Source organism: Reticulibacter mediterranei, assembly GCF_016587455.1.
Genome location: NZ_BNJK01000001.1, coordinates 6,619,607 through 6,646,039, shown reverse-complemented (window position 1 = coordinate 6,646,039; position 26,433 = coordinate 6,619,607). Strand labels below are relative to the sequence as shown.

The window sequence follows — 26,433 nt, the reverse complement described above, 5'->3', positions numbered from 1 at the left end:
ACTTGCAAACTCGCACTGGTCCCAAATGGCGCTATAGGCTTACGCAGACTGTATTGACACTCCCTGTCAACCTCTCTCAATCTGCAAGCGCTTGCAAATCCTGTCATAGATTTAACATATAAAACCGGCCCTGTCAAGCTTTTTTTCGTGCAAATTCTCCCTCCAAAAATCTCTTCTACCAACGAAAGAAAAGCATTTCATTGCGAAAACAAGCGAAACGTGACACCTCTTTTCCGCATATGTTACATATTTTTGCGAGCACATTTGCAAGCGCTTGCACAAAATAACAATACTTCACCATAGAGAGAGCATAAACGCGCCTGAGAACAGGTTTCTCTCTTCCAATACTTGATGTGGCTATGACCAAACGAGCAACTTTATTGCATAATAGCAGTAAAATACGCTGCAAATTTCATCAAACAGGCAAAATATTTGCCTGTTTCGCGCAATAGGATGGTGCATCACTGGAATTCGACACGGGACATGTGATACCATCACAGTGAATATTGTTATCTTCTCTCTTGTGAAGAGCAATAGCAAACAGAGGAGAGTCTTCCTCCTCGGTTCGTCTTGTACGTTCGTTCTCCGCAGTACACAGAGATGTGCTGACAGCGCGGGACAATCAAAGGAGTGTTTCCATGACTTCACTCGCACACGAGATCACCAGCGACCAGTATAAGCCAAAGAAAGAGGATAAATTTACCTTCGGCCTCTGGACGGTTAATAATCCTGGTCGTGACCCTTTCGGTGATGCTGTTCGCTCCCCTATGAGTCCGGTCAAAATCGTCCAGAAGTTGTCGGAACTAGGAGCCTATGGTGTCAATCTCCACGACAATGACCTTGTTCCCTTTGGCGCAAGCGCTCAGGAGCGCGATCGCATCGTCAAAGAGTTCAAACAGGCACTCTCCGATTATGACATGGCCTTCCCGATGGCGACGACCAATCTGTTCTTCCATCCTATTTTTAAAGATGGCGCATTTACTTCCGTCAATCCAGAGGTACGCGCCTTCGCTCTCAAGAAGACAATGGCATCCATCGACCTCGGTGCAGAGCTTGGCGCAACCATCTACGACTTCTGGGGCGGTCGTGAAGGTGTCGATTCAGAGGCCAGCAAGGATCCCGTTGTCGCTATCGAGCGCATGCGCTATGCGATCAACTTCCTCTGCCAGTACGCGATTGATAAGGGGTACAATATGCGCTTCGTGTTGGAACCGAAGCCCAATGAGCCTCGCTCCGATACCTATTTCCCCACTATCGGTCACATGCTCGGCTTCATCTATACCCTCGATCATCCCGATATGGTCGGTCTGAACCCGGAAGTTGCCCACGAATACATGTCTGGCCTCAACTTTGTGCATGGCGTCGCGCAAGCCATCGAAGCTGGTAAACTCTTCCACATCGACCTGAACGATCAGAAAGGGCCGCGCTACGACCAGGACTTCCGCTTCGGCAGCGAGAACATCAAGAACCTGTTTTTCCTGGTCAAGCTGCTGGAGGATCGCGGCTACGACGGCCCCCGCCATTTCGACGCTCATGCTTATCGCACCGAAGACGAAGAGGGCGTGTGGGACTTCGCCGCAGGCTGCATGCGCACCTACAACATCTTCAAGGAAAAAGCCAAACTCTACAACGCCGATCCCGAACTTCAGGCACTCCTGCAAGAGATCAACGCTGGCGATCAGACCTATGGCGGCCTGCTCACCAACGGCTACAGCACAGAGGCAGCAAACAAGCTTAAAGAGGCCGAGTTCGATATTGACGCCCTGGCAAAACGCGGCTACAAATACGAGAAGCTGGACCAACTGGCCGTCGAGGTCATTCTGGGTATTCGCTAATCATTAGTCAATAGAGCGTACCATCTCTGGTGCGGCGCTTTCTCTCTCAAAGCGCCGCACCATTTTTCGCGTATAATAATGGCATGGATAATGTTTAAATTTTCGTAGTGGAGTGATTTATCGCGTTGCTCGCATTACCTGTAAAGCCTTGCAAACGCGATAAATCACTCCACTACGAACTACAAAATTGTCACGCTGCCCATAAGTTGAGACGTGCAAGCTATATAGATACAAGCGGACACAAGCGATAGTGATGGAGGAGAGTTGCCATGTCCTCAGTAGCAATCATCGGAGCTGGTATGAGCGGGCTGGCCGCCGCTCATATCTTGCAGGATGCCGGGTATGCCGTAACGCTTTTTGAGCAGAAACACAATCCTGGGGGTCGCGCCACCACCCACAAGCGAGACGGCTTCATCTTCGATCCAGGCGCGCAATATATCAAACAAGGAGCGCCCGATAGCGTCTCATTCATCACCGACCGCTTCTCTATCCCCGACTTAATCGACATTGCCAGGCCGGTCTGGATCTTTGACGGTTCCGGACATATTCAAGAGGGCGATCCTATCCTGAATGCCGAGCCAAAGTGGAACTATCGACACGGCCTCTGCATGCTGGCAAAACGGATGGGCGAGGGACTGGATATTCGCTTCGAGACACATATTGCCCATGTCCAACAGACACATATTGGTTGGAACCTTTATGCTTACCAGCTTATCCGCAGTTTTGAATATCTTATCATCGCCATTCCCGCACCAGCTGCCAGTGCTTTGATCCAGGCCAGCCATTTCACACACGACATCCGCTCTCAGATCTGCACTCAGCTTGATACGGCTCGTTATAATCCGCTGATCTCAGTTGCGCTCGGCTATCGGCCACGCCCGACCAGTCGCCCCTACTACGCCCTGGTAAACACCGATAGGCAGCATCCGATCTCCTGGCTTGCCTGGGAACATGAAAAAGCGCCTGAACGCGCCCCTGCTGATACAGGTTTGCTGATCGCTCAGATGGCTCCAAGCTACAGCATCGAACACTGGGATACGCCCGACGCCGATCTGATCCCCGGAGTTGTCGAACGGGTCAGAACATTGATCGACGAAGAGTTGCCATACCCCTTCTTCACCGATGTTCAACGCTGGCCCTACGCTCTCCCATCTGACAAAGCCGATGCCGATAAGCTGAACGCGCTGACCCTCGCGCACGGCCTGGCTTTTTGTGGCGATGCGTTCGTTGGTGGACGGGTTCATCTGGCAATTGAGCATGGTATACTTGTTGCTGGGCAATTTATAGGACAACATGCCCGATCCTGAATTATTTTATGGAGCAAAATAGATGCTAGCATATCTCCCGCAGGAAACTCGGGTTGAGCTTGACATGCTTGCCGCCAGCTTCGGCCAACCCCTTGAACGTGTCGTTGATCTCCCTACCAGCAATTATTTCGATCCCCTCAATAAAACTGATCGTTATGGCGAAGTCTGCATGGTGGTGCGCCGCCCGAATGGAAAGCTACTCACCATGAAGAAAACATTCTATCCTCCCGAAGGATACCGCTTATTAACCGGCGGCATCAAACACGGGGAAACAATTCTCGCCGCGCTTCTGCGCGAAACGCACGAGGAGACAGGGCTGAAAGTTGAGGTTGAGCGCTTCCTGGTTGCAGTTGGATATCGCACCACCACGACCGGCGAGGCACCAGCGTTCTACACCTTCGCCTTTCTGCTCAATGAGGTGAGCGGCAAATTAGAAGTACAGGATGAAGATGAGCAGGTGGAAAACTTCAAAGAGATCGCGCCAGAAGAACTACCAGCGTTTGCCGAGCGCCTGGCCCACGTGCAGGACGTGTATGATCAGAAGATAAACGGCAGCTGGAGAGAATGGGGAGAATTTCGGACTGTGATTCACCAGTTAGTATGGGAAGCGCTACAGCAGTAATAGCAATCTCTCCATCTGCAAGTCCTGTACCCCTGTGTTTATAGACGGGCCGTGCTATAATATGTACGGGTGCCATGCCCGGTAGACAATAGATGAAACCCAGAGGATTTTTCTCATGGATAACAAAAAACTTACTAGCACCATCGCCCTATTTCTCGTGTTTATCGGTTTTCTCTGGTGGGGACTCTCTATGCTCACCTCAACGTTAGCCGCACCACAGAAAGACGGCGAGACCATCGTGTATTCCCTGCTGCTGCTGGCCTGCGCAGGCTATGCCCTGGTCTCTCTACTGATGTTGCCACGCAAAAAATTACCTTAATCGTTATCAATATTCTAGAGTGAGAACTGGATGAGATTACATGATCGATGAAACCCCAACAAAGGCGTTGGTGATTCGTCTTGCCACACCTGAAGATATCGTTCACATCGAACAGCTTGATAGCTTTAGCGCCTCCCCCACTCGCGACATCCATCGCGATATGGAGAAGTATTTCGGTTCCATTGACCCCTCCACACACGAACATACCGACATCTTCCTGGTAGAGATCAATGGTGTCCCGTGCGCCAAAGCAGAATTGATGCTGCCACCTGCCGATAGCAATCAAACCACAGGCTATGTGAAACGCGTGATCGTCCACCCCGATTATCGTGGCCGAGGTCTGGCTCGCCTGCTCATGCAACACATTATCGATTTCGCCCATACAGAGCGCAAACTCGCGGCCATCGATCTTCATGTCTGGGAAGGAAATCATTCGGCAATCCATCTCTATGAGTCGCTTGGCTTCTCCCTGAAGCATCGAGAACTGTATTATCGGCTGAAAATTTAAGCTGTTGGTGCCACTGCTAATCTTTTATCGCATTTCTCCGCGGCTATTTGTGACGTATTTTATCTCCCCTTCGTTGTAAGACATGGGCCGAGAACCAGAACCATATACCGACTACAAGCGCAAAGGGTTCTCGGTACATTTGATGGAGGTAAAGCGCGCAAACCCGTGAGCCTTACATATCCGCTGCACCTACGTTCATTCGCAGGTGGCGGCGGCAAAGCACCGGGTGAGACGCACAGGGATAATGGCACAGAGATCTGTAATCACACAGACCGCTCGACCAGAAGAGAGACCACAACAGAAAACCAGCTATCGCTGGATGCGATACTTCTTTACCGAAGATGTATCCCCGGATAATCATCCTGTCATCGACCTGCAAAGACGAGCGACCTGGATAGCTGTTGCACTGATCCTGCAATCGTTCAACGAAATCGATCATGGTTGGTATTTCCCGTTTTTACAGCCCTTCGGCTCGCTCATTCCATTCTTATTGATCCTGGGCAGTTTCTATGCGATGTGGATGGCGCTACGCCCACGCACGCTACAGCAGCAGGCGCGCACTGGCCGCAATCATCCGGCTCGCTGGCAGCGCATCGTGCTTATCCTGACCCTGATCTTGTCTATAGCAGGCTTTGTTCAGTTCGGACGTTCTGTCATTATGTCCTTTGGAACGCCCCAATTCTCTAATGATGGCACATCGCTCGATACCAATGCGGCCATGCTGCTGAAACAGGGACGCAACCCCTACACCGATTCGAATATGCTGGACATGTACCGGCGCTTCCATCTGGAGCCGGACTGGACCACGCCGCTACGCATGGGCCAGTTTGCCAATCGCATTGATTATCCGTCCGAGGCCGAGTTCCGCAGCATCCTGGATACTGCCCTCAAAGCTGGCGGCACAGCTGCCGATGCCCCTGAGTTCGAGTCGAAAGTCAGCTATCCCGCGCTCTCTTTCCTCACGCTGATGCCCTTTGCCTGGCTCAACAGCTACAACGTATTGCCGTTCTACCTCTTGAGCTATCTGGCAATTATCGCGCTCGCCTGGAAAGCTGTGCGCCCAGAACTGCGCCCCTGGGTCTTACTACTGGCAATGGCCAACGCGCCAATGTGGTCATCCGCCGTTGGTGGCAACCTTGACATCTTCTGCACGTTGCTGGTCATCCTCGCCTGGATGTTGCGCGACTCTCGCTGGGGTTCTGCCATCTTCCTGGGTCTGGCCATCGCAACTAAACAGACCTCGTGGTTCCTGCTGCCTTTCTACATCATTATGGTTTTCCGACAGTTTGGCTTGAAAGAGACCATCTACCGCATGTCCGTTGCTGGCATCATCGGCCTGGCCTTCAATCTGCCGTTTATCATCTGGAATCCGTCAGCCTGGCTTGCTGGTGTTCTGACTCCCGTTGCTGATCCTATGTTCCCAATGGGTGTTGGCATCGTCGGCTTGAGCATTACCCACCTGATCCCATACTTGCCCGCGACTGTCTACCAGCTCCTTGAAGGGCTGGCTATACTCGGAACATTGATCACTTACTGGTGCATCAGTCGCAAATGTCCCGAAGCTGCCATGCTGCTGGCGATCATACCGCTATTCTTTGCCTGGCGCAGCCTGCCATCATACTTCTACTGCGCGGCGTATCCGCTCTTCATTCTGATGGCCTCGAACGTCAAAGTCGAATTGTTACGAGAAAGCTTTGCCATGCGCGTGCGGAAACTCACGGTTCCATTCCGCTTCCTTACCCCTGCGAAACCTTCTGCCTCCGTCTAACCCATAAGTGTGCGCTGATGGGAGGTGGCAACGCCGCCCCTCCACAACAGCATGCTTGCTCTCGTCCTCACCTCCGCAGCTACACTCTCCACATCAGCTTTCTTGCGTCTCGACTCTTTACGCGCTTCGTGGTACAATCCACACGATACATGAAGACGCTGGAGGGAGTTGGAGTTATGTCACGAAAAAAAGAAGGTTCTACATCACTTTCACCCGAAGATTCTCAGCAGGTCGAGCACTTGCTTGCACAATATCGTCAAATCGCCGCAACATTACATGACAGCCGCACCCAGGCCGATGCAGAGGCCGCTCTGAAGCCATTTATGGAGCTATCAGAGGCGGCACAACTGGCTTTCATCAAAGCGTTGGCACGCGAAATCGCCGCCGATGCCGCTGATGTGCTGATAGCCATCAATGCGCTCAGCGCAAGCAAAGAGATGCGCAAAGATGCTCGTCGCGGGCTGATTCGATTGGAGGCAAGCAAGACCTATCCCCAATGGACACCTCCTATCGCACATCAGCCAGCGGTCCAGCTTAATATCGCCAACCCTCCGCGCTTCTGGAAAGGTCTGGTAACACAGAGCCGCGACCAGGGAGAGATGCAGTTGATGCTTACGTGGGAGCAGGGCTACGACTATAGCGATGTGCGCCTACTTACGTTTCTGCTCGACTACTGGCGCGATGGCGTGAAAGATGCCTCCGTTGAAACCATCAGTAAACGCCGCGCGAACGAGCGCATCAACACATGGCACTCCCAGACAACTGAGATCACCATCGTTGATTGCACCATCGCCGAGGGCAAACGACTGATTGAAGAAGCCCTGAGCGTCAATGAATGGCGCAAAACAACTCCCAGCACAGTCTATCGCAACAACCTGCTTGTCATCAATAACTTGATTATGCAGGCCAGCGATCCTGGCGCAGATCATGGACAATCCTTTATCAATCCTGAACTGACGGATCAGGAAGTTGCGATTAACTTCCTGGGTGCCTGGTCGCTGGGCGATTTCGGCCTGGCCTACGACTTCCTTAGCCAGAACAACTCGCTCAACGAAGGTCTGACACGGGAGGAATGGGTCAAGCGCCACCGCGACTGGAACGACGAGGCTCACCCGGCCCGACTGGAACTGGGATTTGTGCGCGAACCAGAGCAGCGCCAGAGCGGTCTCTGGGTGCCCGGCTCAACTCGTCTCTCCATCCGCAAAGAGACAGAGATTGGCTGGTCTGTCGAGCTAACAGATACACAACTCAGCGGCACCTTGCGCGATATGCCAATGGGAACCGCCATCAACAAAGAGACGGGACGCCACTGGTTCTGGACCAGTTACAAGCTAGCCAAAGAAGGGGACGCGTGGCGCATTCAAAGCATGGCGGACGAAGGTGCTGGCATTCAAGCACTACCAATTGGCGAGCTTCAGAAGCGGATCAAAGACTACGAGGATGCTATCGAGCAGGCCATTCAGCGCCGCGAGACCAACGTTGAGGCTTTCTTTGAAGAGCTATCCTGGCGCTTCACTCAGCTCTTGCATTTCTACGATGCGTTGATCGCTCGCCTCCCGCTTGATCGCAAGGTTTGCGATGATGCCTATCAACGCGCTGTTGCAATGGGCAATCCTGAGCGCACGATGGTCTATCTGGAACGCCTTGCTCAACGCTTCCCAGACCAGCGAGGCGACGTGTTGAGAAGCCTGGCCGCAACGCAAATCGCCTATGCCTACAGCGATCGCACACAATATATGCCCGAACGCCGCGGCCATTTCCTGGCCACCGCCGAAACGACGCTACAGGAGGCAATGCAGGCCGATAGCTCCATTCTGAACTATATCTTGCAAGCCGAACTCTTCCTGAGTATGCAGCGAAACGACGAGGCTGAAGAGGCGCTACTCAAAGCCAGAGCCATGAATCCGGGCCGCGACGAGGAGGCGGCTATTGAGTCGAGCCTCGGCACGATTGCGATGCGACGCGAACGCTTCGAAGATGCCATCCCGCACTTCCAGCGTGTGACAGAAATCAAATCCGATACACCTGGCGTCTGGTTTAATCTTGGCTTTGCCCAACGCCTGCTCAGCCGCTTTGATGAAGCAGAGGCAAGCTATAAACGCGCCGTTCAGCAGGAACCACACGATATCCGCGCTTACTCCGAACTAACAGCTATCTATATGAATCGCGACGAGCGACAGGAGGCACGCCGCATTGCAGAACAGGGCGTCCAGACCAACCCGGAATCCGCCCATTTGCGCGCACTGCTGGCCTCGGTGCTGTTCGAGCTGGGTGACGCTCGCGGAGCACAGAAACAAATAGAGGAGGCAGAGGCCATCGATCCTGAATTGGAGATTATTCAACGCGTACGGCAACAGATGAATGCAGCGAAGAAACGCTAGATAGAATGTTTGGTGTTATAAGGGAAGGATGAGGTTACACTATGTCGCAAAAGAAACAGGAGTCTCAGACACTTTCGCAAGAAGAACAGAATCAGCTACAGCAATCGCTTGCCCACTATAACGATGTTGCCCAGGCTCTCCACAACAGCACACAACAACCAGAGGTCGAAGCCGCCCTGCACTCCCTCACCAGCCTGCCGGAAAACGTCCAGATCGCGTACTTGAAGACGCTCTCCAAAGAAAGTACGGCCAACGCAGCCGATGTAGTTGCAGCATTCAATGCTCTGGCACCAGCAAAAGAGGTGCGTAAAGAGGCGAAACGTTCTCTCATACGGCTGGAAGGCAACAAAATCTATCCACAATGGACGCCGCCGCCAACGCCAGTCGTCGAGGAAGAGGCGGTTCCAGTTGATACCACGCCTCCTCGCTTCTGGAAAGGCCTGATTACCGATACAAAAGAACTTGGAGAGATGCAACTGATCCTCTGCTGGGAACAGGGAGCAAACTATAAAGAGGTCCGCATGATGGGCTTCCTGCTCGAATTCTGGACAGAGGGCGTCAAAGACTTCTTTACCGAAGTGAACAATAAGCGCCATATGGAGGACCATATCGAGCAGATGCGCCAGCAGATGAGTGGGACTGGCGTTCACCTCATTTCATGCAGCCTTGCTCAGGGTCGCCGCATGATTCAAGAGGCCCAGGAGGTCAATACCAAACAGCAGACAAAACCTCATCGCGCCTTTACTCGCAACTTACCACTGATTCGCCAGTTGGCTCTGGATGCCGCTGAAGATGAGGAGGAAGAGGAGGTTGAAAGCGCTCCCCAGGCAACGCCAACGCGACGCAATATACCAAGCATTCCAATGATGCCGCAGGACATCCTCGATACCTTCTTCCCCGGGATGGCAAATGAGGAAGTGGTTGGCGACTTCATCGATGCCTGGTCTTCAGCAGATTACGAAATGGCGTATGATCTGCTCGCCAGTGATAGCCCTCTCCGCGATGGATTGGAGCGCGAAGAGTGGGTAGAGCTTCGTCAACGCTGGCAACAAGAAGCGCACCCGAACAACATCAATGTGACCTTCATTGCCGAATACGATGAAGACGATGAGGACTTTGAAGAGGATCTCATCTCCGACGAGCAACCAGTCATTGAAGCGAAGACCGATCTTGTGGAAGCAGAAACTGATGAAGATCTCGACGAGGATGACGACGCTGATACCGTCGAAACGGCCTGGTCGCTGGAGTTCGTCAGGACGCCGCTTGTTACCTCGATCAAAGAGATCCCACAGGCCAGCGCCTTCTACAAAGAAACTGATCGTCACTGGTTCTGGGTCCGCTATTCGCTGGTTGAAGAGGATGGCAACCTGCGCATTCACGACATGATCGACGAAGCTGCTCTCGCCTCGCAACTGTCGTCGGCAGAGATCCAGCAGCGCATGGAAAAGATCGCGTTGCTGGCAGGAAAACGCCTGGACGATCTGGAACGCCGATTGCAGGAGGATGAGGACGCCGACGACGAAGACCTGGATGACGATTACAACGAAGATGAGGATGACTTCGACGCTGACGAAGAGGATCTCGACGAGGATGAAGAAGACGACGAAGACATGCTTGATACGTTCAATCGCATGGAAGAGGCGCTCCAGATCGCCACGCGGTACATGCACTACACCGACGCTCTGATCGCTCAGGCTCCCACAAGCAACCCGGCAATGTATCGACAGGCGTATGATTTTGCGCGGGTGGCACAGGATTTTGAGCGCGCCGCCGTCTACCTGCAACAATTGGCCGAGCATTTCCCGGAACAGCGGGCCAAAGCGCTGCAAGATCTGACGCTTGTACAGCTCAATATCGCTTACAACTATAGTCAGGAAGAGGAAGAAGAGCGTGAGCAGCAATTCCTCCAGATTGCCGAGGAGACTATACGTGACTCCATCACGCTGGCCAACATGCCAGAAAGTCTGACCACGCTTGCTCAAATCCTGGTCGGCCAGAACAAACAACTGGACGAAGCCGAAGATCTGCTAGAACAGGCCCAGAACCGCACTACTGACGCGCACAATCTGGCACTAATCGAGTCCAATCTGGCGAAGATTGCGGAGTTGCGCGAAGACACGGAGCAGGCTCTCCAACATTACCAGCATGCTGCCGAGGTCGATCCAACCTTCCCCAAGATCTGGATCAATCTGGGCTTCTTACAATATGATCTGGAACAATACGCTTCAGCAATTGAGAGCTTGAAACGCAGCGTCGAACTGAATCCAGATGACATCGAAGGCTACCTCGGCCTCGGTGAGGTCTATCGCAACGGCCTCCAGGACTACAAAAACGCCGAAGAGATCCTCTTAAGAGGTATGGAGGTCAATGAGGAGTCTGCTGATATCCTCGGTTCGCTTGCGATGGTCTACATCGATCAAAGCAATCTCCGCAAGGCAGAAAAGTATCTGGACATGGCGGAAGAGGTCAGTCCCGAATCCAGCTTCTTAGAGGAAGTTCGCGAGGCCTTCGAGCTAGCTCAGGCCGAGCAGCGCCGCAACCGACGCGCCAGTGGAACACAGCATAAAAAGCATAAACCGAAACCGAAGAAACGATGATACAGCAAGAACAAGAACGAGTTATTACCCATCATACCGTCACGCTCGGCCCTCTGACGCGAGAAGGCGATGCTCAGGTAGAACTGGTTCGGCAGGACGCGGACGGGACGCAACACACGCGCCTCCTCCGCGTCCCTGCTGGGCTGCCTGGGGAGCGCGTGACTATCGCCGTCGAGGAACCGCCGCCACCACGCAGCGGACGCCGCAGCCGTCGCTGGAAACCGCGCCCGCCAAAGGTGTGGATTACCGAACTGCATGAAGCCTCACAGTTGCGCACAATCGCGCCGTGTCCGGTCTTTGGCACCTGTGGCGGCTGCCAGTTGCAACATATGCAATACGCGGCCCAACTCGAATGGAAGCGCGACGTAGTACGGCAACTCTTGCAAGAGATCGGGGGCTTCGACAACCCTCCGCTGTTGCCAACTGTTCCCTGCGATATCCCCTGGCATTATCGTAACCACATGCGCTTCTCGGTCAATCGCGAAGGCAAGCCGGGCCTGACAGCCAGAGGAACGCATCGTGTGCTACCATTGCAGGAGTGCCCGATAGCAGAGGAGAACATCAATCGCGCCCTCTCTATTCTCAGCCGACACGAGAACCCACGCCCCCAGGCATTGGTGCGCTGTAGCGCATACAGTCAACAGGTGATGATCCAGCCAGTACCGCCGCAGGAGGTCGCGGCACAGCTAGCCGAATCTGGCCTCGATCTGCATACCGAAACAATGGAAGAGACGCTGGTAGGCGCAACGTTCCGTATTCGCCCCAGCTCTTTTTTCCAGACCAATACCGCCCAGGCCGAGAAAATGGCTCAAATGGTTCTCTCCGGCCTGCTCCCGACAAACGACCAGTCAAACGAGGCTGCGCAACAGCTGACCGTCGTTGATGCCTATTGCGGCGTCGGGACATTCGCATTGCTTCTGGCGCGTCACGTTGGAAAGGTCATCGCGATTGAGGAATCGGCCAGCGCGATTAAAGATGCACAGTGGAATATGCGCACGGTTGAAAACGTGGAAATTTTGAAAGGCAAAGTTGAGGCGATGCTGCCCACGCTCTCATCACGCATCGACGGGCTGGTGATCGATCCACCACGGGCTGGCTGTCAGCAGGTAGTGCTTGACGCGCTCATTCAGCATCCGGTCTCCCGCATCGTGTATGTCTCGTGCGAACCATCCACGCTGGCACGCGATCTCAATATACTCTGCCATCTTCACCCGGTCTATCGGTTGCGCACGATTCAGCCGTTGGATATGTTCCCACAAACCGCCCATATCGAATCAGTGGCGGTGCTGGAGCACGTGGAGTCTGGACAGCAAACGGAGGACACAATCGCATGACGCCACCACATCCGCTGGTGCTGGCCTCTGCCTCGCCTCGTCGTCGGCAGATCATTCGCCAGCTTGGTCTCCCCTTCTCTGTCTGCGTCTCTCCCGCCGACGAAGAGGCCGCCCAGTTGCACTATCGCGGCCCCACCGATGGATTGGCCCAATGGACGGCTGCCCATAAAGCGGTAATGACGCTCACCTTATCCGAATTTGCCAAGCATCTGATCATTGCTGCCGATACCACCGTCCTGCTCGATGACCAGATTCTCAATAAACCGCGCGACGAGGCTCATGCACGCGAGTTACTGCTCTCATTGCGTGGTCGCTGGCATCGCGTTGTGACCGGCGTGGTTGTAGCGGCGATGATTGATGGCAAACTACAAATGCATGGCCAAAGTTGCACAACACCCGTCTTGATGCGCCCGTATAGCGAAGAGGAGATCGCAACCTATATCGCCAGCGGTGACCCGATGGATAAAGCGGGAGCATATGGCATCCAGCATCCAGAGTTCCAGCCAACCGAGCGCATCAACGGTTGCTACCTGAACGTTGTCGGGCTACCCCTCTGCACGCTTGTTGAACTGCTGGCAAAGTTCGATGTCTTTCCCGCAACAACCGGCCTCCAATGCACGGCCTGTCCCTGGTCCGAACGATGTCTGAAACCGTAAATCAATACACTTCTCAACCAGTACGAGGACGCTATGCTCCCAGTCCAACGGGCGAGCTACATATGGGCAATCTACGCACAGCCCTGCTCGCCTGGCTCTTTGCTCGCTGTGCTGGAGGCCAGTTCATAATGCGCATTGAGGATCTCGACCGGCCACGCGTGCGCCCCGGGGCAACAGAACACATGCTCGCCGACCTGCGCTGGCTGGGCCTGGACTGGGATGAAGGGCCAGATTGCGGCGGACCCTATGCCCCCTACACGCAGAGCGAGCGCATCCCCATCTATCAACACTACTTGCAAAAGCTGCAAGAGGCGGAACTGGCCTATCCATGCTATTGCAGCAGGGCAGAGATTGCTCATGCCGCCAGTGCTCCCCAGCAGGGAGCAGAGGATGGTCCCCGCTATCCCGGCACCTGTCGCCATCTCACGACAAAACAACGCCGCGAACGGGCAGCCTCTCGCCGTCCCTCCTATCGTGTACGCGTCGATGACGAGCGCATTATCACATTCACCGATCTGGTAGCCGGTCCACAACAACAGCACGTTCAGCAGGCGGTGGGGGACTTCATTGTGTGCCGCTCGGATGGCATCTTCTCCTATCAATTCGCGGTGGTTATTGACGATGCCCTGATGCAGATCAATCAGGTGGTGCGAGGCGCTGACCTGCTCTCCTCCACAGCGCGACAGATCTTCCTCTACGAAACGCTTGGTTTTCCAATTCCGACGTTCGCGCACGTCCCACTGATCGTCGATGAGCAGGGGAAACGGCTCTCCAAGCGCATTCGCAGTGAGGGACTCGATCCATTACGAGAAGCCGGGGCAACTCCCAGAGAAATCATCGGGCAGCTGGCCGCTAGCTGCGGACTGGTAGAGGCTGGCACCACAAGTAGCCCAAATGAGCTTGCGCAAACCTATGCGTCGCCGTCCTATGATATAATGCGCTCGAAGCTAAACAGATTTATCCATCATCGTACAACATAACGTTCCTAGAAGGTTGGCACCATAGAGTATCAATGTTTTTTACAGCGACCAATCCACTCATAAACACAACTGATATGAAAGATCTTATTATACGTATCATCCTGATCATTCTAACAATCATTATCGCGGTGGGAGCAGGCCTGATCTTACGCCGCAAACTTGTCGCACGCCTGAAAAAAACTGTCCTTGATAACTGGATTGTTCAAACATTGGGTGTGCTAGTTATTCTCCCAACCCTGATTCTGGCGGTCCCCATCGCACTTATTATTTCGGCCTGGGGAACCGATATACTCGGCTCGTTAGCGCAGAGCTTCAGCAATACTTTCAAACCACAGGATGTCAAAGATTTTGTCTGGAATCTTATTCAAACATCGCTGCTCGTCGCGCTCGGCCTCGGCGTCGCACGTACTATCAGAGCGGTCACGATTCGCAGCTTGGGCGAGAGCCGCATCGACATCAATATTCGTACACTGATCGGACGCGTCCTGTTTATCATTATCTTGCTGCTCGTCGCCTTCTGGATACTGGCCGTCTGGAATATCTCGCTGGGCATTCCCGTCGCCTTCGTTGGCGTCATTACTGTTGCCATCACGGTCTCCATTCAGGATGTGTTGAAAGACCTGGCGGCAGGCTTCTATATCCTGGTTGAAAGACCGTTCTACATCGGTAATACGATCAGCATCACGAACGGCATGATTACCTACATGGGCAAAGTCGAGGATGTCCAGCTGCGCGCCACCAAGCTCCGGCTCGTCTCTGGAGAAGAGGTCTCTATCCCCAACTCGCACGTCTTTGGCGGCTTTGTTACCAATACCTCCTACTATGGAGAACGGCGAGCAACTATTACTGTGACCTTGCCTCACGAGGAATTTAGCTCAGGCGAAACGCAGGAGAAAATTCGCCAGCTCGTTGCTGACATCGAGTTTGTCATGCCCAAACCGGAACCGAGTATACTATTCAGTAGCTATGCAGATCAAAAAATTACCCTGACAGTGCATTTCTGGATCGCCACAGAAAAGCCTGAGAGCCTGTCGGAAGTGATGCATGCGCTCTACACCAATCTGCCGAATGCAGAACTGGCGGTGAAAGAATTTGCAGGCAATATCTAACCCTGCTATCAGGAGGAACGTAGAGACGTTGGAAGAGTGTAATACATCGATACTGATGCGGCGTATTGGCATACTTGGCGGCACCTTTGACCCGATCCACTACGCTCATCTTGCCATCGCAGAAGAGGTGCGCGTCGCACTTAACCTGACAGAGGTTGTCTTTATGCCAGCCGGTCAGCCTCCTCACAAACCGGGCCGCGAGGTGACGCCAGCACAACACCGCGAGGCAATGGTGCAGTTAGCGATTGCATCCAACCCATACTTCACGTATTCACGCATCGAATTGGATCGACCCGGACCATCATACCTGGTGGATACGCTACGTAGTCTGCGCAGTCAGTGGGGCAGCGACGTGTCGCTCTCCTTTATAATCGGTTGGGATAGCCTGGAAGAGCTACATACATGGTATGATCCACAGGGTATTCTGTCGCTGCTCACGCATCTGGTCGCAGTCAAACGCCCTGGCTATACACCAGGAAACGAGTATAATACAATGTTAGAGAAACGCTTGCCCGGTATTCATCAACGCTTGCTCGTGGTATCAGCGCCATTGCTAAACATCTCTTCCACCGAACTGCGCCAGCGCGTTAGCGATGGCAGACCGATCAAATATCAGACGCCAGAAGCCGTTGAAGACTATATCGTCGAGCATGACCTCTATATTCATCCTGAAGTAGAAGAGGAGGGTAAAAGATAACAAGCATTATGTCACCGTTGCATCTTGAACTGGGAGATCGATTACGTCTCCGCAAACAACATCCGTGCGGCAACTTCGATTGGGAAGTGGTTCGCTTAGGAGCAGATATCGGTCTACGATGTGAGAAATGTGGCCGGCGCGTTCTCCTGCCTCGCTCAGAGGTGGAACGTCGCACAAAGCAGATGCTCCCTCGGGCTGTGAAAACCGACAGTGACCCATTCACTGAGGAATAGTTGTGTTTGCACAGTTCGATCATTCTATCCGCTAAAATCTGATCTCAGCCCATCTCAACCCAGATGGGCCGCACGATCAAGAAGGAGACATAACATATGGCATTAGCCACTCAAAGCGGAGGTTTTCTGACGCTGCTGAGAAAAAGGAACTTTCTGCGCCTCTGGCTGGCCCAACTCATCTCCATGACGATTTTCTTCGCCTCGAACTACGCTCTGCTCATTTTGATCGAAAATATTACTCACTCCACCACGCTTGTAGGCATCTCCATTATTTGCTTTAGTCTGCCAGCTGTGATCTTCGGCCCCCCTGCGGGCGTCCTGGTGGAGCGGATGAACAAACGCCGCGTCCTCTGGAGCAGCAATCTGCTGCGCGCGCTGGCAACCTTCCTTTTCGTCATTATCCTGCTGTTTGATCGCAGCCGCCTGATCGTGCCGATCTATCTGCTGACATTTTTGATCTCGGCCATCGGGCAATTCTTCTCTCCTGCCGAGGGCGCAACTATTCCGATGCTTGTTAGCAAGGACGAACTGATGCCCGCCCTTTCGCTCTTCAGTATCACTTTTATGCTCGCCCAGGCGCTCGGCTTTATCTTCCTGGCACCGCTCGCTCTCTCATTCTTGCCAGCAATCCAGATCTACCACACCACGTTCGATTCCATCACTCAGCTCTATGCCCTGATTGGCGTCCTCTATCTCATCTGTACCGGATTGGTCCTGCTGATCCCTGCATCCAGCTTTACGCAGCTCGCTCGTGATAAAGAGGCAACGGAGACGGTCACAACCGAGTTTGTTGATACATTTAATACCGTCTGGGTGGAATTAATGCAGGGCTGGAACTTTGTCTATCGCAACAAGCCGCTCTTCCTGGCCGTCCTGCAACTCTCCTTTGCCGGTGTGCTAATCCTTGTCATCAGCCAGTTGGCGACGCCCATTGTGACGCAGATGTTGTTTTTACCAGCAAACGCGATGGCCGTCGTTTTTGCCCCTGCCGGGATTGGTCTGGTGGTTGGCTCTATATTTATGCCACGCATCAGTCGTCGCCTGGGCCAGTCGCGCACGATCCTCATCGGCACCATCGCCATGTCCATCATTACACTCCTGCTGCCGTTGATTACCCTGCTGGCTCGCTCTCTACAACCTCATGGCTGGAATACGAATCCCTTGCTCCTCATCTCCATTACGTTGGTGATGTTCCTGGCAGGCTTCGCGCTCGCTTGCATCAATGTTCCCTCACAAACAACGATGCAAGAGCTGACCCCAGACTGGATCAAGGCTCGTGTCCTGGCTCTGCAAATCACGTTTTATAGCGCTTGCTCTATCCCCATCATCCCCGCCATCGGTGCTATCGCCGATTTGTTCGGAATAGAGAACGCTATCTATCTCTTGTCCATCGGCGAACTCGCTTTCGGCATCTGGGGTATTTTCTATCAGCGTAAACATCCCGCCGTTCATACTGATGAGAAGGAGATAGCAGAGCAAATAGAACCAGATAAAATAGCCGAAAAATCCACACAATTGCATTGACGGAACCGTCCATTACGTCTACAATACCTTTAAAGGTACTTACGCAAGAAAGAAAGCAGAACCATATGTCATCAGATACAAAGCTTATGGCACAGATAGCACCTTATCAGCCCTGGCTCATTATTGCTGGCGTATTTCTGCTTTTTTTCCTATTGCGCATTACGCGCGCAGGCTTACGACGCCGGGTTGATGAAATCGGCTACTGGCTATTTGGAGAAAGAGGACGGCTCATCTGGTTCTGGCTGAATGCTCCAGGTGTGATGTTACATGAACTGAGTCATGCCTTCGTCGTCCTCCTCTTCCGGCCTTTTGGCTTCCGTATCACCAGCATTACCCTCTTCCGCGTGAAACCGACGCCGGTTGCTAGCGTGGGCGGTCGGCGCGTAGTCCGCAACGGTGGTCGCCAATCGCTCCAGTTGGGCGAGGTCCAATATGTCCGACCGCAGGGCCGCTTCATGAGCTATATCGGTGACGGATTGAGCGGGATCGCACCATTGCTTGGCGGCATCGCGATGTTCGCATTTCTTTACTGGGTCGCCACTGGCTACCTTCTGTGGGATTTCCCCCTGGACACCCAACAGCACATCCGGCTGCTTCGTCCCGACTGGCCCTGGTGGACGCTGATCTTCGCCCCATATCTCATCCTGACCGTCACCTCCGAACTCTGGCCCAGCCGCCAGGACTGGCACGGTGCCCGCTGGTTCGTTAGCGGTCTCCTGGTGCTGGCGGTGATACTGGTTCTTATCCTCTGGTACACAAGCCAATTGGCAAATATGCTGACAATCAGCGCCTTTGTCGCTGCCCACATCGATTTTGCCCTCCTGATCCTGCTAGGGCTTGATCTCCTCTTCTTGATTATTGCAGAGGTGCTTGTCCACGCCGTACGTCGCTGATTGTATGGTTTGTTGCCCAACTAGTCCTGAATATGCGCCATGCTCACGACCTCATGAGCCAACCGTTCCAGCTCTATATTCACGGGAGAAAATTTCGTCATCGCTTCTCTGTTCGGCGTCTCAATCAATCCAGCCGATAGCTCCGCTAAACGTGTCTCCCGGAGGTGCTGCAACGACGCCTCGACCTCCTGCACGCTCTCCTCAAATTGCTCAGTCGAGATAGGATGATAACCCGAACACACAATCTCTTCCAGCCGCTGCAAGACGTTCTCAGCCTGTTCCGCAAACTGTTCCAGGCCGGACAGTGTATGGTGCCTCTTCAATGTGGAGAGATGCGCAGCCAGAATAGTGATACTATCATACAATTGCAGGTTATAGGAGAGGAGCGCGTAGAGGTGCTTCACATTCCGCTGCATTGCTTTTGGCTCGCTCAGCACACGCTGAAACGTTGCGGCGGCGTTGGCATTTTCGAGGCGCGCTTCCCGACTCAAAGTACGCAGCGTCTCTATCTCATACTGCTGCCCAAGATAGGCCGCCAGCACGCCAGTAAAGAAGCGACGATTGGCCGCGATGCTCTTTGCCAGTTGCTCAGGGAGTTGTTCCCGCGTCCAGCGCGGCCAGACCACAAAGCCCGCGACTAACGCCAGCACTCCTCCTATCACAGTATTGAAAACACGCAGGAGGGAGACCTGCCAATCTCCCGGATGGCTGAGATCCACCAGCAGCACTACAAAAGGCGTCAGAAAGAACGCAAAAACCGTATAATTACGCTGCCGATAAGCAAAGGCGACGCATCCCAGCAGCCATACCAGAATATATTGTAGTAACAGGCTATGGATAATCGCTGCCAGCACTCCTCCCACAATACCGCCGAGTACCGTTCCTCCCATGCGCTCGAAAGCCCGTTGAAGCGTGGCACCAAAATCGGGCTTGAGGATAATCAACACGGTCAAGGGTATCCAGAAACCATGAGGCAACTGTAGCACCATATAGATGGCCACTGCTAGAGCAGTCGCGATACCAACGCGCAGGGCATGACGAAAAACGACTGAACGCAGTGTCAAATTATCGCTGAAGGTCTCGATAGCGGCTTGCAGATCCACATTGGCGGCTGGCCGAAAAGATATGCCGGTCGGCTCCTCGCGCTCTTCGCTATTCAATTGCTGCACTGCATCAACGATCAGATGCATAGTGCCAATCATCGCTTTAAGCCGGCGCAAGAGATAGCGCGTACTGACCCGCGCCTGATAGTCCTCCTCGCTCGCAGGAATAGCTCTGGATAGATCGGTATCGTATGCGTCAAGCTTGCCCTTCAATGTATCAAGTTTGCTCAGATCAACCTCGCCAATGCCTCGCTCAATAGCCAGCACACATTCAGCGAGCACCGTAGCCAGTTCAGAGCCAATTTGCCGCAAGAATGCCGGCATACGAGCCATATAGGGATGCTCCGCAGTATTTCTGATGCTGCTCACGAGAGCAAGCATGATATCAAACAGGCTATCCGCATTGAGGATCACTTGCAGCAAATGTTGATCGATGGGATCGGCTCCATGCTGAGCAGAACGCACCTGCACGAAGACAGCCCGCGCGTTCTCCTGCGCTGTGACAACGCGAGAACGCTCACCGTCCACCTCACTTACTGCTACAGAGAACGTCTCGTGGTTGTACGATGTCGAGGAACAGACCCGCTCGATAAATGTACTTAATGTGCGATAATAGTTTGCCACAGCCACACGAACAGGCCGATAGGGTCTCAGCGGCCAGAGCCAGAGCGACAGCAACATAGCCCAGGCTCCGCCAATCATCAAGACGCCAAAACGCTCTCCAGCAACAACCAGGCTGGCGGGCATGCTGAGTATAATCAGGAAGGCACAGATGACGACAAAGCTCACTTTAGAGCCGATGTTGCCATAGACGCTCATCATGCTGCCAAGAAAAGCACACAGAAACATCAGTGGCACCGCCAGCCAGATCACACCTCCAGCCAACGTTGCTAGAAAGCCCACGACGGCTAGAAATATTGTCGCCAGCCCCATCGACAACGCCCGCGCCTGATAAGCGCCTCCCACATCGGCCATGCACGCATATAGCCCTCCAAGATAACCCATCAGACCAAGAACGGGCTGACTTGCCAGCGATCCTATAAAAAGCGGCAACAATCCGATTGTAGCAATCCGCATCCCTGCCAGGGCGTCCTGTCTGTTGAGGTTAAACGCAGAACGAACGCGAGTAACAATAGCCATAGTACTCTTCTTTGCAAATTTAATCCAACGATCTCATATCATAAGAAAGACACGCTACTACAAAGAATAGCGGATACACTCGCACGCCATCGCCATTTGAAATCATGCAGAAACGTCTCGTTCTTTCTATCCGTTCTTAATAATAGAGAGGCTATCTCGTTTCAAATCCATTATATAGATATTTATCGATTGTAAATACATGAAAGCGCTGGTATAATCAGGATATGAAGGACGAAGGACATAGCGGAACAGACCGTACAAAGAAAGGTGAGGCGGAGATGACAATAGCTCCAGATAAGTTGCCGATGGTCAGTGCTGTCAACAATATACAGGGACCAGGGCAAGGCCGCTGGACTTACGAAGACTACGCGGCCCTTCCAGATGACGGGAAACGCTACGAAATTGTAGATGGGGTATTGTATATGGCACCTTCTCCTGGTCGATGGCACCAGAAAGCAATAGGTAAACTCTATAACTATTTATCGCGTTATATTGATGACGAAAAGTTGGGAGAAGTCTATATTGCTCCTTTCGACGTTGTACTGGCCTATAACCAGACCGTTCAGCCCGATGTGAGCGTGATTTTGAACGATCATCGAGATAGGATCACCGACAATCACATCGTTGGAGCGCCTGATCTGGTCGTCGAGGTCATTTCTCCGGGCAGCGCTGGTTACGACCGCCGCGAGAAACAGAATATGTACGCCCGCGCAGGAGTCCCGGAATACTGGCTCGTTGACCCTGCCGCTCATACCGTTGAAGTGCTCTCCCTGGAATATAGCGAGTATCGCTCATTGGGCGTCTTTCAAGGCAAAGCAACACTACCTACAAGACTTATCGCAAGCTTCCCTGTTCACGTCGAGCAGTTTTTTGCCTAGCTTCTATTCAAGCCACCTCACCAATCAAACCTATCAATCAAGAAGTTACGACTGTAATGCAACAGAATAGGGCTACCATGAGGACAGGCAGCCGGCGCGCTGACCATCGCTAATGCCTTAAGCAGCGCTGCCTGCTCTCCCAATCCCAGATCTCTCCCACGCCTCAAGGCCGAACGACACGCCAGTTCAATCAACAGATGATCCTCCCAATCGGCGCTATCTTCCGCCGCCATCTCCATCACCTCCTGAAGATGTGCCGCCAGTTGCTCATGCCCTTCACCATCTGGCACCGAGCGCACCAGGAAGCTGCGTCCCCCGAAGCGCTCACACTCTAATCCCAGCCCACGCAACATCGGCAGACGCATCTCCAATAGATCGGCCTGGTGCCGCTTCATCTCGACAATGACCGGCTCCAATAGCAAATGCGCGTCCGTCGCCTGCTCTTCGCGCTGTCCACCCGTATAGGTACTGCGCAAATGCTCATAGATAACCCGCTCATGCGCACGATGTTGATCGATCAGATAAAGGCTGCCATCGGGAGCCTCGGCCAGAATGACCGCCTGTTGCAACTGAGCCAGAGGGCGCAAATGAGCAATCACTTCCGCCGTTCCAGGTGTACTTACCTCGGCATGATATCCTTCTGCTGATTCCGCCACATGCAAGCCACGCCGTCTCGGTCCCGGCAAACGACGCTGCGTTGCCAGCAGCGGCCCCGGAAATGCCACCTCTTCAGGCGAGGCTGGACTACGTTCCAACACCGAACGCACTATTTGCGTTAACGAGGCCATAATCTCGTTTTCCCGCACCAGACGAACCTCTATCTTGGCGGGATGTACATTGACATCCACTTCATCTGGTGGCACCTCTAAAAAGAGAACCAGCAACGGGTGCTTCCCTCTGGTCAATAGCCCACGATACCCCTGCTCAAGCGCATCCTGCAAACTACGCACCTGGACCGGACGTCCATTGACAAACAATGTGACATACTGCCGATTGCCTTGAGCCAGGACGCGATTGCCGACATAGCCATGTACAATATAATGCTCCCCATCACTCACCCTGACCTCATGCAACATCTCTTGCAATGGCAGATGATAAAGTTCTGCCAGCACCACAGCAAGATCGCCTGAACCTCCAGCCTGCAAAACCGTATGCTCATCGATGGTCAAATTGAAGCGCACCGCCGGATAACCAACGGCATAGCGCCGTATCAATTGCACGACATGGCCGTTTTCAGTTCGCGACTGCCGCACAAAATTGAGGCGTGCGGGAACGTTGTAGAAGAGATCGCGCACCGTGATCGTTGTTCCATGTGGACGCGCGCGCCTGCCTCGCTGCACTACCTCGCCACCACGCACCATCACCCACTGAGCAGGCTCTTCTACACCCTCTCCCTCCGTCTCGATAGCGCGACTCAATAGCGTCACTTCGGCGATAGTGGCGATGCTGGCGAGTGCCTCACCACGAAATCCCAGAGTGTGAAGCTGATAAAGATCATCGACAGAGCGAATCTTGCTGGTGGTATGGCGCTGATAGACACGCTCCAACTCATCAGCGGGAATACCGCAGCCATCGTCGGTCACGCGCATTAGCCGCAATCCACCACCGCGCATCTCGACGCGAATCTCATGCGCTCCTGCATCAAGTGCGTTCTCGATCAGCTCTTTGATCACTGACACGGGCCGCTCGATCACTTCTCCCGCCGCGATCCGTTCCGCAACATCCTGCGACAACGTGACCAGCGGTCTGCGCTCATTATGCGTTGAATTGGTCATCACCTGATTCATAGTCAGCGTTTATTTCTCTTCTTTTGCAGCAAAAACAGTAAATTTAACGCATCTATCGGAGTAATAGCACACACGTCAATATCATCAAGCTCTGGCTCCATCTCGCCCTGCTCCAGCATTGCCGCGACATATTGCGCCTCTTCGCTCTGCCATGCATATCGTTCGGGCCGCTCGGCAATCTTCCGACCATTGCGTTTCTGCGGGGCCATTGTTGATATCGCCGACTCTCGCGCCACCAGCGCCGTCTGCAACTCCCGGCTATGCGTCACCTGCTCCAATTGTTGCAACACCTCTTCGGCTCGCCGCACGATACCGGGCGGCATGCCAGCAAGTTTCGCCACATGGACGCCGTAGCTGCGTCCAATACTGCCTGGAGTAACACGGTGTAAGAAAACGATGCCTCCCTGCTCATCGTCGCTAATCGCCATTGTATACACATTGAGATGAGGCAGCTCCTCCGCCATTTCAGACAGTTCGTGATAGTGCGTGGCAAACAGTGTGCGAGCGCCGGTAGTATGGTGCAGGTGCTCCACAACCGCTCGCGCAATCGCCAGCCCGTCATAGGTACTGGTGCCGCGACCAATCTCATCAAGAATGATCAGGCTGTGATGGGTGGCATGATGCAGGATGGTTGCCGTCTCCTCCATCTCAACCATAAACGTGCTCTTGCCCGACGCGATATCGTCCTCCGCTCCCACACGTGTAAAAATGCGATCCACCAGCCCCAGCACGACTTTGCGCGCCGGTACAAAACTACCAATCTGCGCCATCAGCGTAATCAACGCAACCTGTCGCAAATAGGTCGATTTGCCCGCCATGTTGGGACCAGTCAGCAGCAGCACGCGCGTTCCGGCTTCGGCGTCCAGCATGGTATCATTCGGGATAAACACATCGCCGTCCAGCGCATACTCCACAACCGGGTGACGACCTCCCACGATCTCCAAACCGCGCCCATGTCCCACAACGGGGCGAACATAGCCCTGGTGCGCGGCAACTTCTGACAGGCTGAGCAATACATCGACCCAGGCAACGGCTTTAGCGGTCGCCATCAGTTGCTCATAAAAGACACCCAATTGCCGCAACACATCGACATAGACGCTCTTTTCAACCTCTTCGATGCGCTCATTGGCGCTCAGAATGCGCGCCTCGTGTTCCTTCAGTTCGGGCGTAATGAAGCGTTCCGCGTTGACGAGCGTTTGCTTGCGCATGTAGTCGGACGGAACCAGTTTCATATTCGCCTTGCTGACCTCGATATAATAGCCAACTACCTTGTTAAAGCCGACTTTGAGCGATTTGATGCCAGTTCGTTCGCGCTCTCGCGCCTCCAATGTGAGCATCCAATGGCGTGAACCGCGAATCGAGGCGAATAATTCATCCAGTTCAGCGTGGAAGCCCGGACGAATCAGCCGCCCATCGTCGCCGTGTTCATCCTCTTCGCCGGCTCTCATCAGCGCCCTGCCGATCAGTTCAGCCACGTCGGGGCATGGATCAAGTTGTTCAGCCAGTTCTCGCAACAAGCGAGCCTCGCAGCCCAGCAATAATTCTCGCAATTGTGGGATCAGGCCCAGATAATCGCGCAATCCAACCACCTCATTGCGGACAGCCGTTCCCTGACGCACACGCCCGGCAATGCGTTCCAGGTCTCCGAACGCTTGCAGGCTCATACTAAAACGGCTGCGCAGTGCCGGACTTTCATACAACTCTTCAACGCCCGTCAGCCTTGCCTCTAACTGGCTCAGATCCAACAATGGTTGCGTAATGGTTTTGCGCAACTGACGCGCACCCATCGGCGTAATCGTGCGATCCAGCACGCTCAACAGGCTTCCATGCACAATGCCGCTACGCGTCCCCTGCAACAATTCCAGGTTGCGTTGTGTATGCGCATCTAAGACCATATAGCTCGTCGTACGATATGAGCGCAGGCCGGTGAGCAGCGATAGCAAAGCTTGATTCATCTTTTCTAGATAGCCAATGATGGCCCCGGCAGCCGCAATCGCTCTGGGAGCCTGAGCGCATCCATAGGCTTCGAGCGACTGCACACCAAAGTGCCTGCATAAGCGATTCTGCGCCGCTTCTTGCTCAAAGAAGTAGGGTGGGCAATGAGTAATTGTGACCGTTTTTGCAAGGAATTGATAGGCCTCTTTGTTTGCCCCCTCAACCAGCAAACATTCGACTGGCGAGAGCCGCTGCACCTCGGCCTCCAGCGCCACAGGCATCTCGTCGCTGGTAAACCATGTCACCGTAAACTCGCCCGTACTGACATCCACTGCCGCCAACCCGGTCTGCGCTCTCCCGCCTGTAATAGCGATTAAATAGTTATTCTGACGGGCCGGTAACAGATTGGGTTCAGAAAGCGTGCCAGCAGTCAAAATACGCGTAACGGCCCGCTCGACAACTCCCTTGCCAACTTCACCCACCTGATCGCACACAGCAACTTTGTAACCACGCTGAACAAGCTTGCCCACATAATTCTCTAGAGCATGCAAAGGGATACCAGCCAGCGGAACTCGCTCCTGCTCTCCATAGGCCCGGCTGGTCAACACAATCTGCAACTCACGCGAGGCGATATGGGCATCTTCATCGAAGGTCTCATAGAAATCACCAACCTGATACAGCAGGATTGCATCAGGGTACTGGCTCTTGATCTGTAAATATTGTTGGCGCGCAGGAGTCGGCATCATTTCCCCTCTACGAACAGAACTCATTTCTCTGGTGAAACACCTGTACTATAGTCTATTCTTTCTCTTCTGTCAAAAACGGTA

20 protein-coding genes are annotated in these 26,433 nt (G+C 53.6%); 17 read left to right on the top strand and 3 right to left on the bottom strand.

The window, feature by feature from the left end:
• The first annotated feature begins 638 nt into the window (after window positions 1-638).
• The 16 genes from xylA (at window position 639) to K3T83_RS28685 (ending at window position 18,763) form a co-directional block, all read left to right on the top strand.
• A complete protein-coding gene (gene xylA, locus K3T83_RS28760) occupies window positions 639-1,835 on the top strand; it encodes a xylose isomerase (RefSeq protein WP_220206360.1) in 1,197 nt (398 codons plus the stop codon).
• Window positions 1,836-2,104: 269 nt separating this feature from the next.
• Window positions 2,105-3,142, top strand: coding sequence for an NAD(P)/FAD-dependent oxidoreductase (locus K3T83_RS28755; protein ID WP_220206359.1), 1,038 nt, complete (start codon window positions 2,105-2,107; stop codon window positions 3,140-3,142).
• 22 nt (window positions 3,143-3,164) lie between these two features.
• A complete protein-coding gene (locus tag K3T83_RS28750) occupies window positions 3,165-3,764 on the top strand; it encodes an NUDIX hydrolase (RefSeq protein ID WP_220206358.1) in 600 nt (199 codons plus the stop codon).
• Between the two features lie 115 nt (window positions 3,765-3,879).
• Window positions 3,880-4,083, top strand: a complete 204-nt coding sequence (locus K3T83_RS28745; protein ID WP_220206357.1) for a hypothetical protein — start codon at window positions 3,880-3,882, stop codon at window positions 4,081-4,083.
• Window positions 4,084-4,123: 40 nt separating this feature from the next.
• The gene (locus K3T83_RS28740) at window positions 4,124-4,591 is read left to right on the top strand and encodes a GNAT family N-acetyltransferase (RefSeq protein ID WP_220206356.1); all 468 of its coding nucleotides are present in this window, start codon (window positions 4,124-4,126) and stop codon (window positions 4,589-4,591) included.
• Window positions 4,592-4,835: 244 nt separating this feature from the next.
• Entirely contained in the window at window positions 4,836-6,359 is a 1,524-nt protein-coding gene (locus K3T83_RS28735; protein ID WP_220206355.1) for a glycosyltransferase family 87 protein, read from the top strand.
• A 176-nt stretch (window positions 6,360-6,535) separates the two neighbouring features.
• On the top strand, window positions 6,536-8,740 hold the full coding sequence (locus tag K3T83_RS28730; protein WP_220206354.1) for a tetratricopeptide repeat protein: 2,205 nt from the start codon (window positions 6,536-6,538) through the stop codon (window positions 8,738-8,740).
• A 41-nt stretch (window positions 8,741-8,781) separates the two neighbouring features.
• Window positions 8,782-11,337 (top strand): tetratricopeptide repeat protein, encoded by a 2,556-nt coding sequence (locus tag K3T83_RS28725; protein ID WP_220206353.1) that lies wholly within the window; start codon window positions 8,782-8,784, stop codon window positions 11,335-11,337.
• Window positions 11,334-12,671 (top strand): class I SAM-dependent RNA methyltransferase, encoded by a 1,338-nt coding sequence (locus K3T83_RS28720; protein WP_220206352.1) that lies wholly within the window; start codon window positions 11,334-11,336, stop codon window positions 12,669-12,671. The genes K3T83_RS28725 and K3T83_RS28720 overlap by 4 nt, the downstream gene beginning before the upstream one ends.
• A complete protein-coding gene (locus tag K3T83_RS28715) occupies window positions 12,668-13,327 on the top strand; it encodes a Maf family protein (protein ID WP_220206351.1) in 660 nt (219 codons plus the stop codon). The genes K3T83_RS28720 and K3T83_RS28715 overlap by 4 nt, the downstream gene beginning before the upstream one ends.
• Complete coding sequence (gene gluQRS, locus K3T83_RS28710) at window positions 13,312-14,307, top strand: tRNA glutamyl-Q(34) synthetase GluQRS (protein WP_220206350.1); 996 nt, start codon at window positions 13,312-13,314, stop codon at window positions 14,305-14,307. Before K3T83_RS28715 ends, gluQRS begins: the two co-directional genes overlap by 16 nt.
• Window positions 14,308-14,339: 32 nt before the next feature.
• Window positions 14,340-15,416, top strand: coding sequence for a mechanosensitive ion channel family protein (locus tag K3T83_RS28705; RefSeq protein WP_220206349.1), 1,077 nt, complete (start codon window positions 14,340-14,342; stop codon window positions 15,414-15,416).
• Between the two features lie 28 nt (window positions 15,417-15,444).
• Window positions 15,445-16,113, top strand: a complete 669-nt coding sequence (gene nadD / locus K3T83_RS28700; RefSeq protein WP_220206348.1) for a nicotinate-nucleotide adenylyltransferase — start codon at window positions 15,445-15,447, stop codon at window positions 16,111-16,113.
• 8 nt (window positions 16,114-16,121) lie between these two features.
• Window positions 16,122-16,346, top strand: a complete 225-nt coding sequence (locus tag K3T83_RS28695; protein ID WP_220206347.1) for a DUF951 domain-containing protein — start codon at window positions 16,122-16,124, stop codon at window positions 16,344-16,346.
• Window positions 16,347-16,442: 96 nt separating this feature from the next.
• Window positions 16,443-17,870 (top strand): MFS transporter, encoded by a 1,428-nt coding sequence (locus K3T83_RS28690; RefSeq protein WP_220206346.1) that lies wholly within the window; start codon window positions 16,443-16,445, stop codon window positions 17,868-17,870.
• A 65-nt stretch (window positions 17,871-17,935) separates the two neighbouring features.
• Window positions 17,936-18,763: a hypothetical protein gene (locus tag K3T83_RS28685; RefSeq protein ID WP_220206345.1), complete on the top strand. Its 828-nt coding sequence runs from the start codon at window positions 17,936-17,938 to the stop codon at window positions 18,761-18,763.
• Between the two features lie 20 nt (window positions 18,764-18,783).
• Here the strand turns inward: K3T83_RS28685 and K3T83_RS28680 are convergent, their stop codons facing one another.
• Window positions 18,784-21,006, bottom strand: coding sequence for an FUSC family protein (locus tag K3T83_RS28680; protein WP_220206344.1), 2,223 nt, complete (start codon window positions 21,004-21,006; stop codon window positions 18,784-18,786).
• 278 nt (window positions 21,007-21,284) lie between these two features.
• Here K3T83_RS28680 and K3T83_RS28675 point away from each other — a divergent pair, with 278 nt between their 5' ends.
• Window positions 21,285-21,884, top strand: coding sequence for a Uma2 family endonuclease (locus K3T83_RS28675; protein WP_220206343.1), 600 nt, complete (start codon window positions 21,285-21,287; stop codon window positions 21,882-21,884).
• A 17-nt stretch (window positions 21,885-21,901) separates the two neighbouring features.
• Here the strand turns inward: K3T83_RS28675 and mutL are convergent, their stop codons facing one another.
• Both mutL and mutS read right to left on the bottom strand, forming a co-directional pair.
• Window positions 21,902-23,659 (bottom strand): DNA mismatch repair endonuclease MutL, encoded by a 1,758-nt coding sequence (gene mutL / locus K3T83_RS28670; protein ID WP_220206342.1) that lies wholly within the window; start codon window positions 23,657-23,659, stop codon window positions 21,902-21,904.
• A gap of 14 nt (window positions 23,660-23,673) precedes the next feature.
• Window positions 23,674-26,352, bottom strand: coding sequence for a DNA mismatch repair protein MutS (gene mutS / locus K3T83_RS28665; RefSeq protein WP_220206341.1), 2,679 nt, complete (start codon window positions 26,350-26,352; stop codon window positions 23,674-23,676).
• Window positions 26,353-26,433 lie beyond the last annotated feature (81 nt).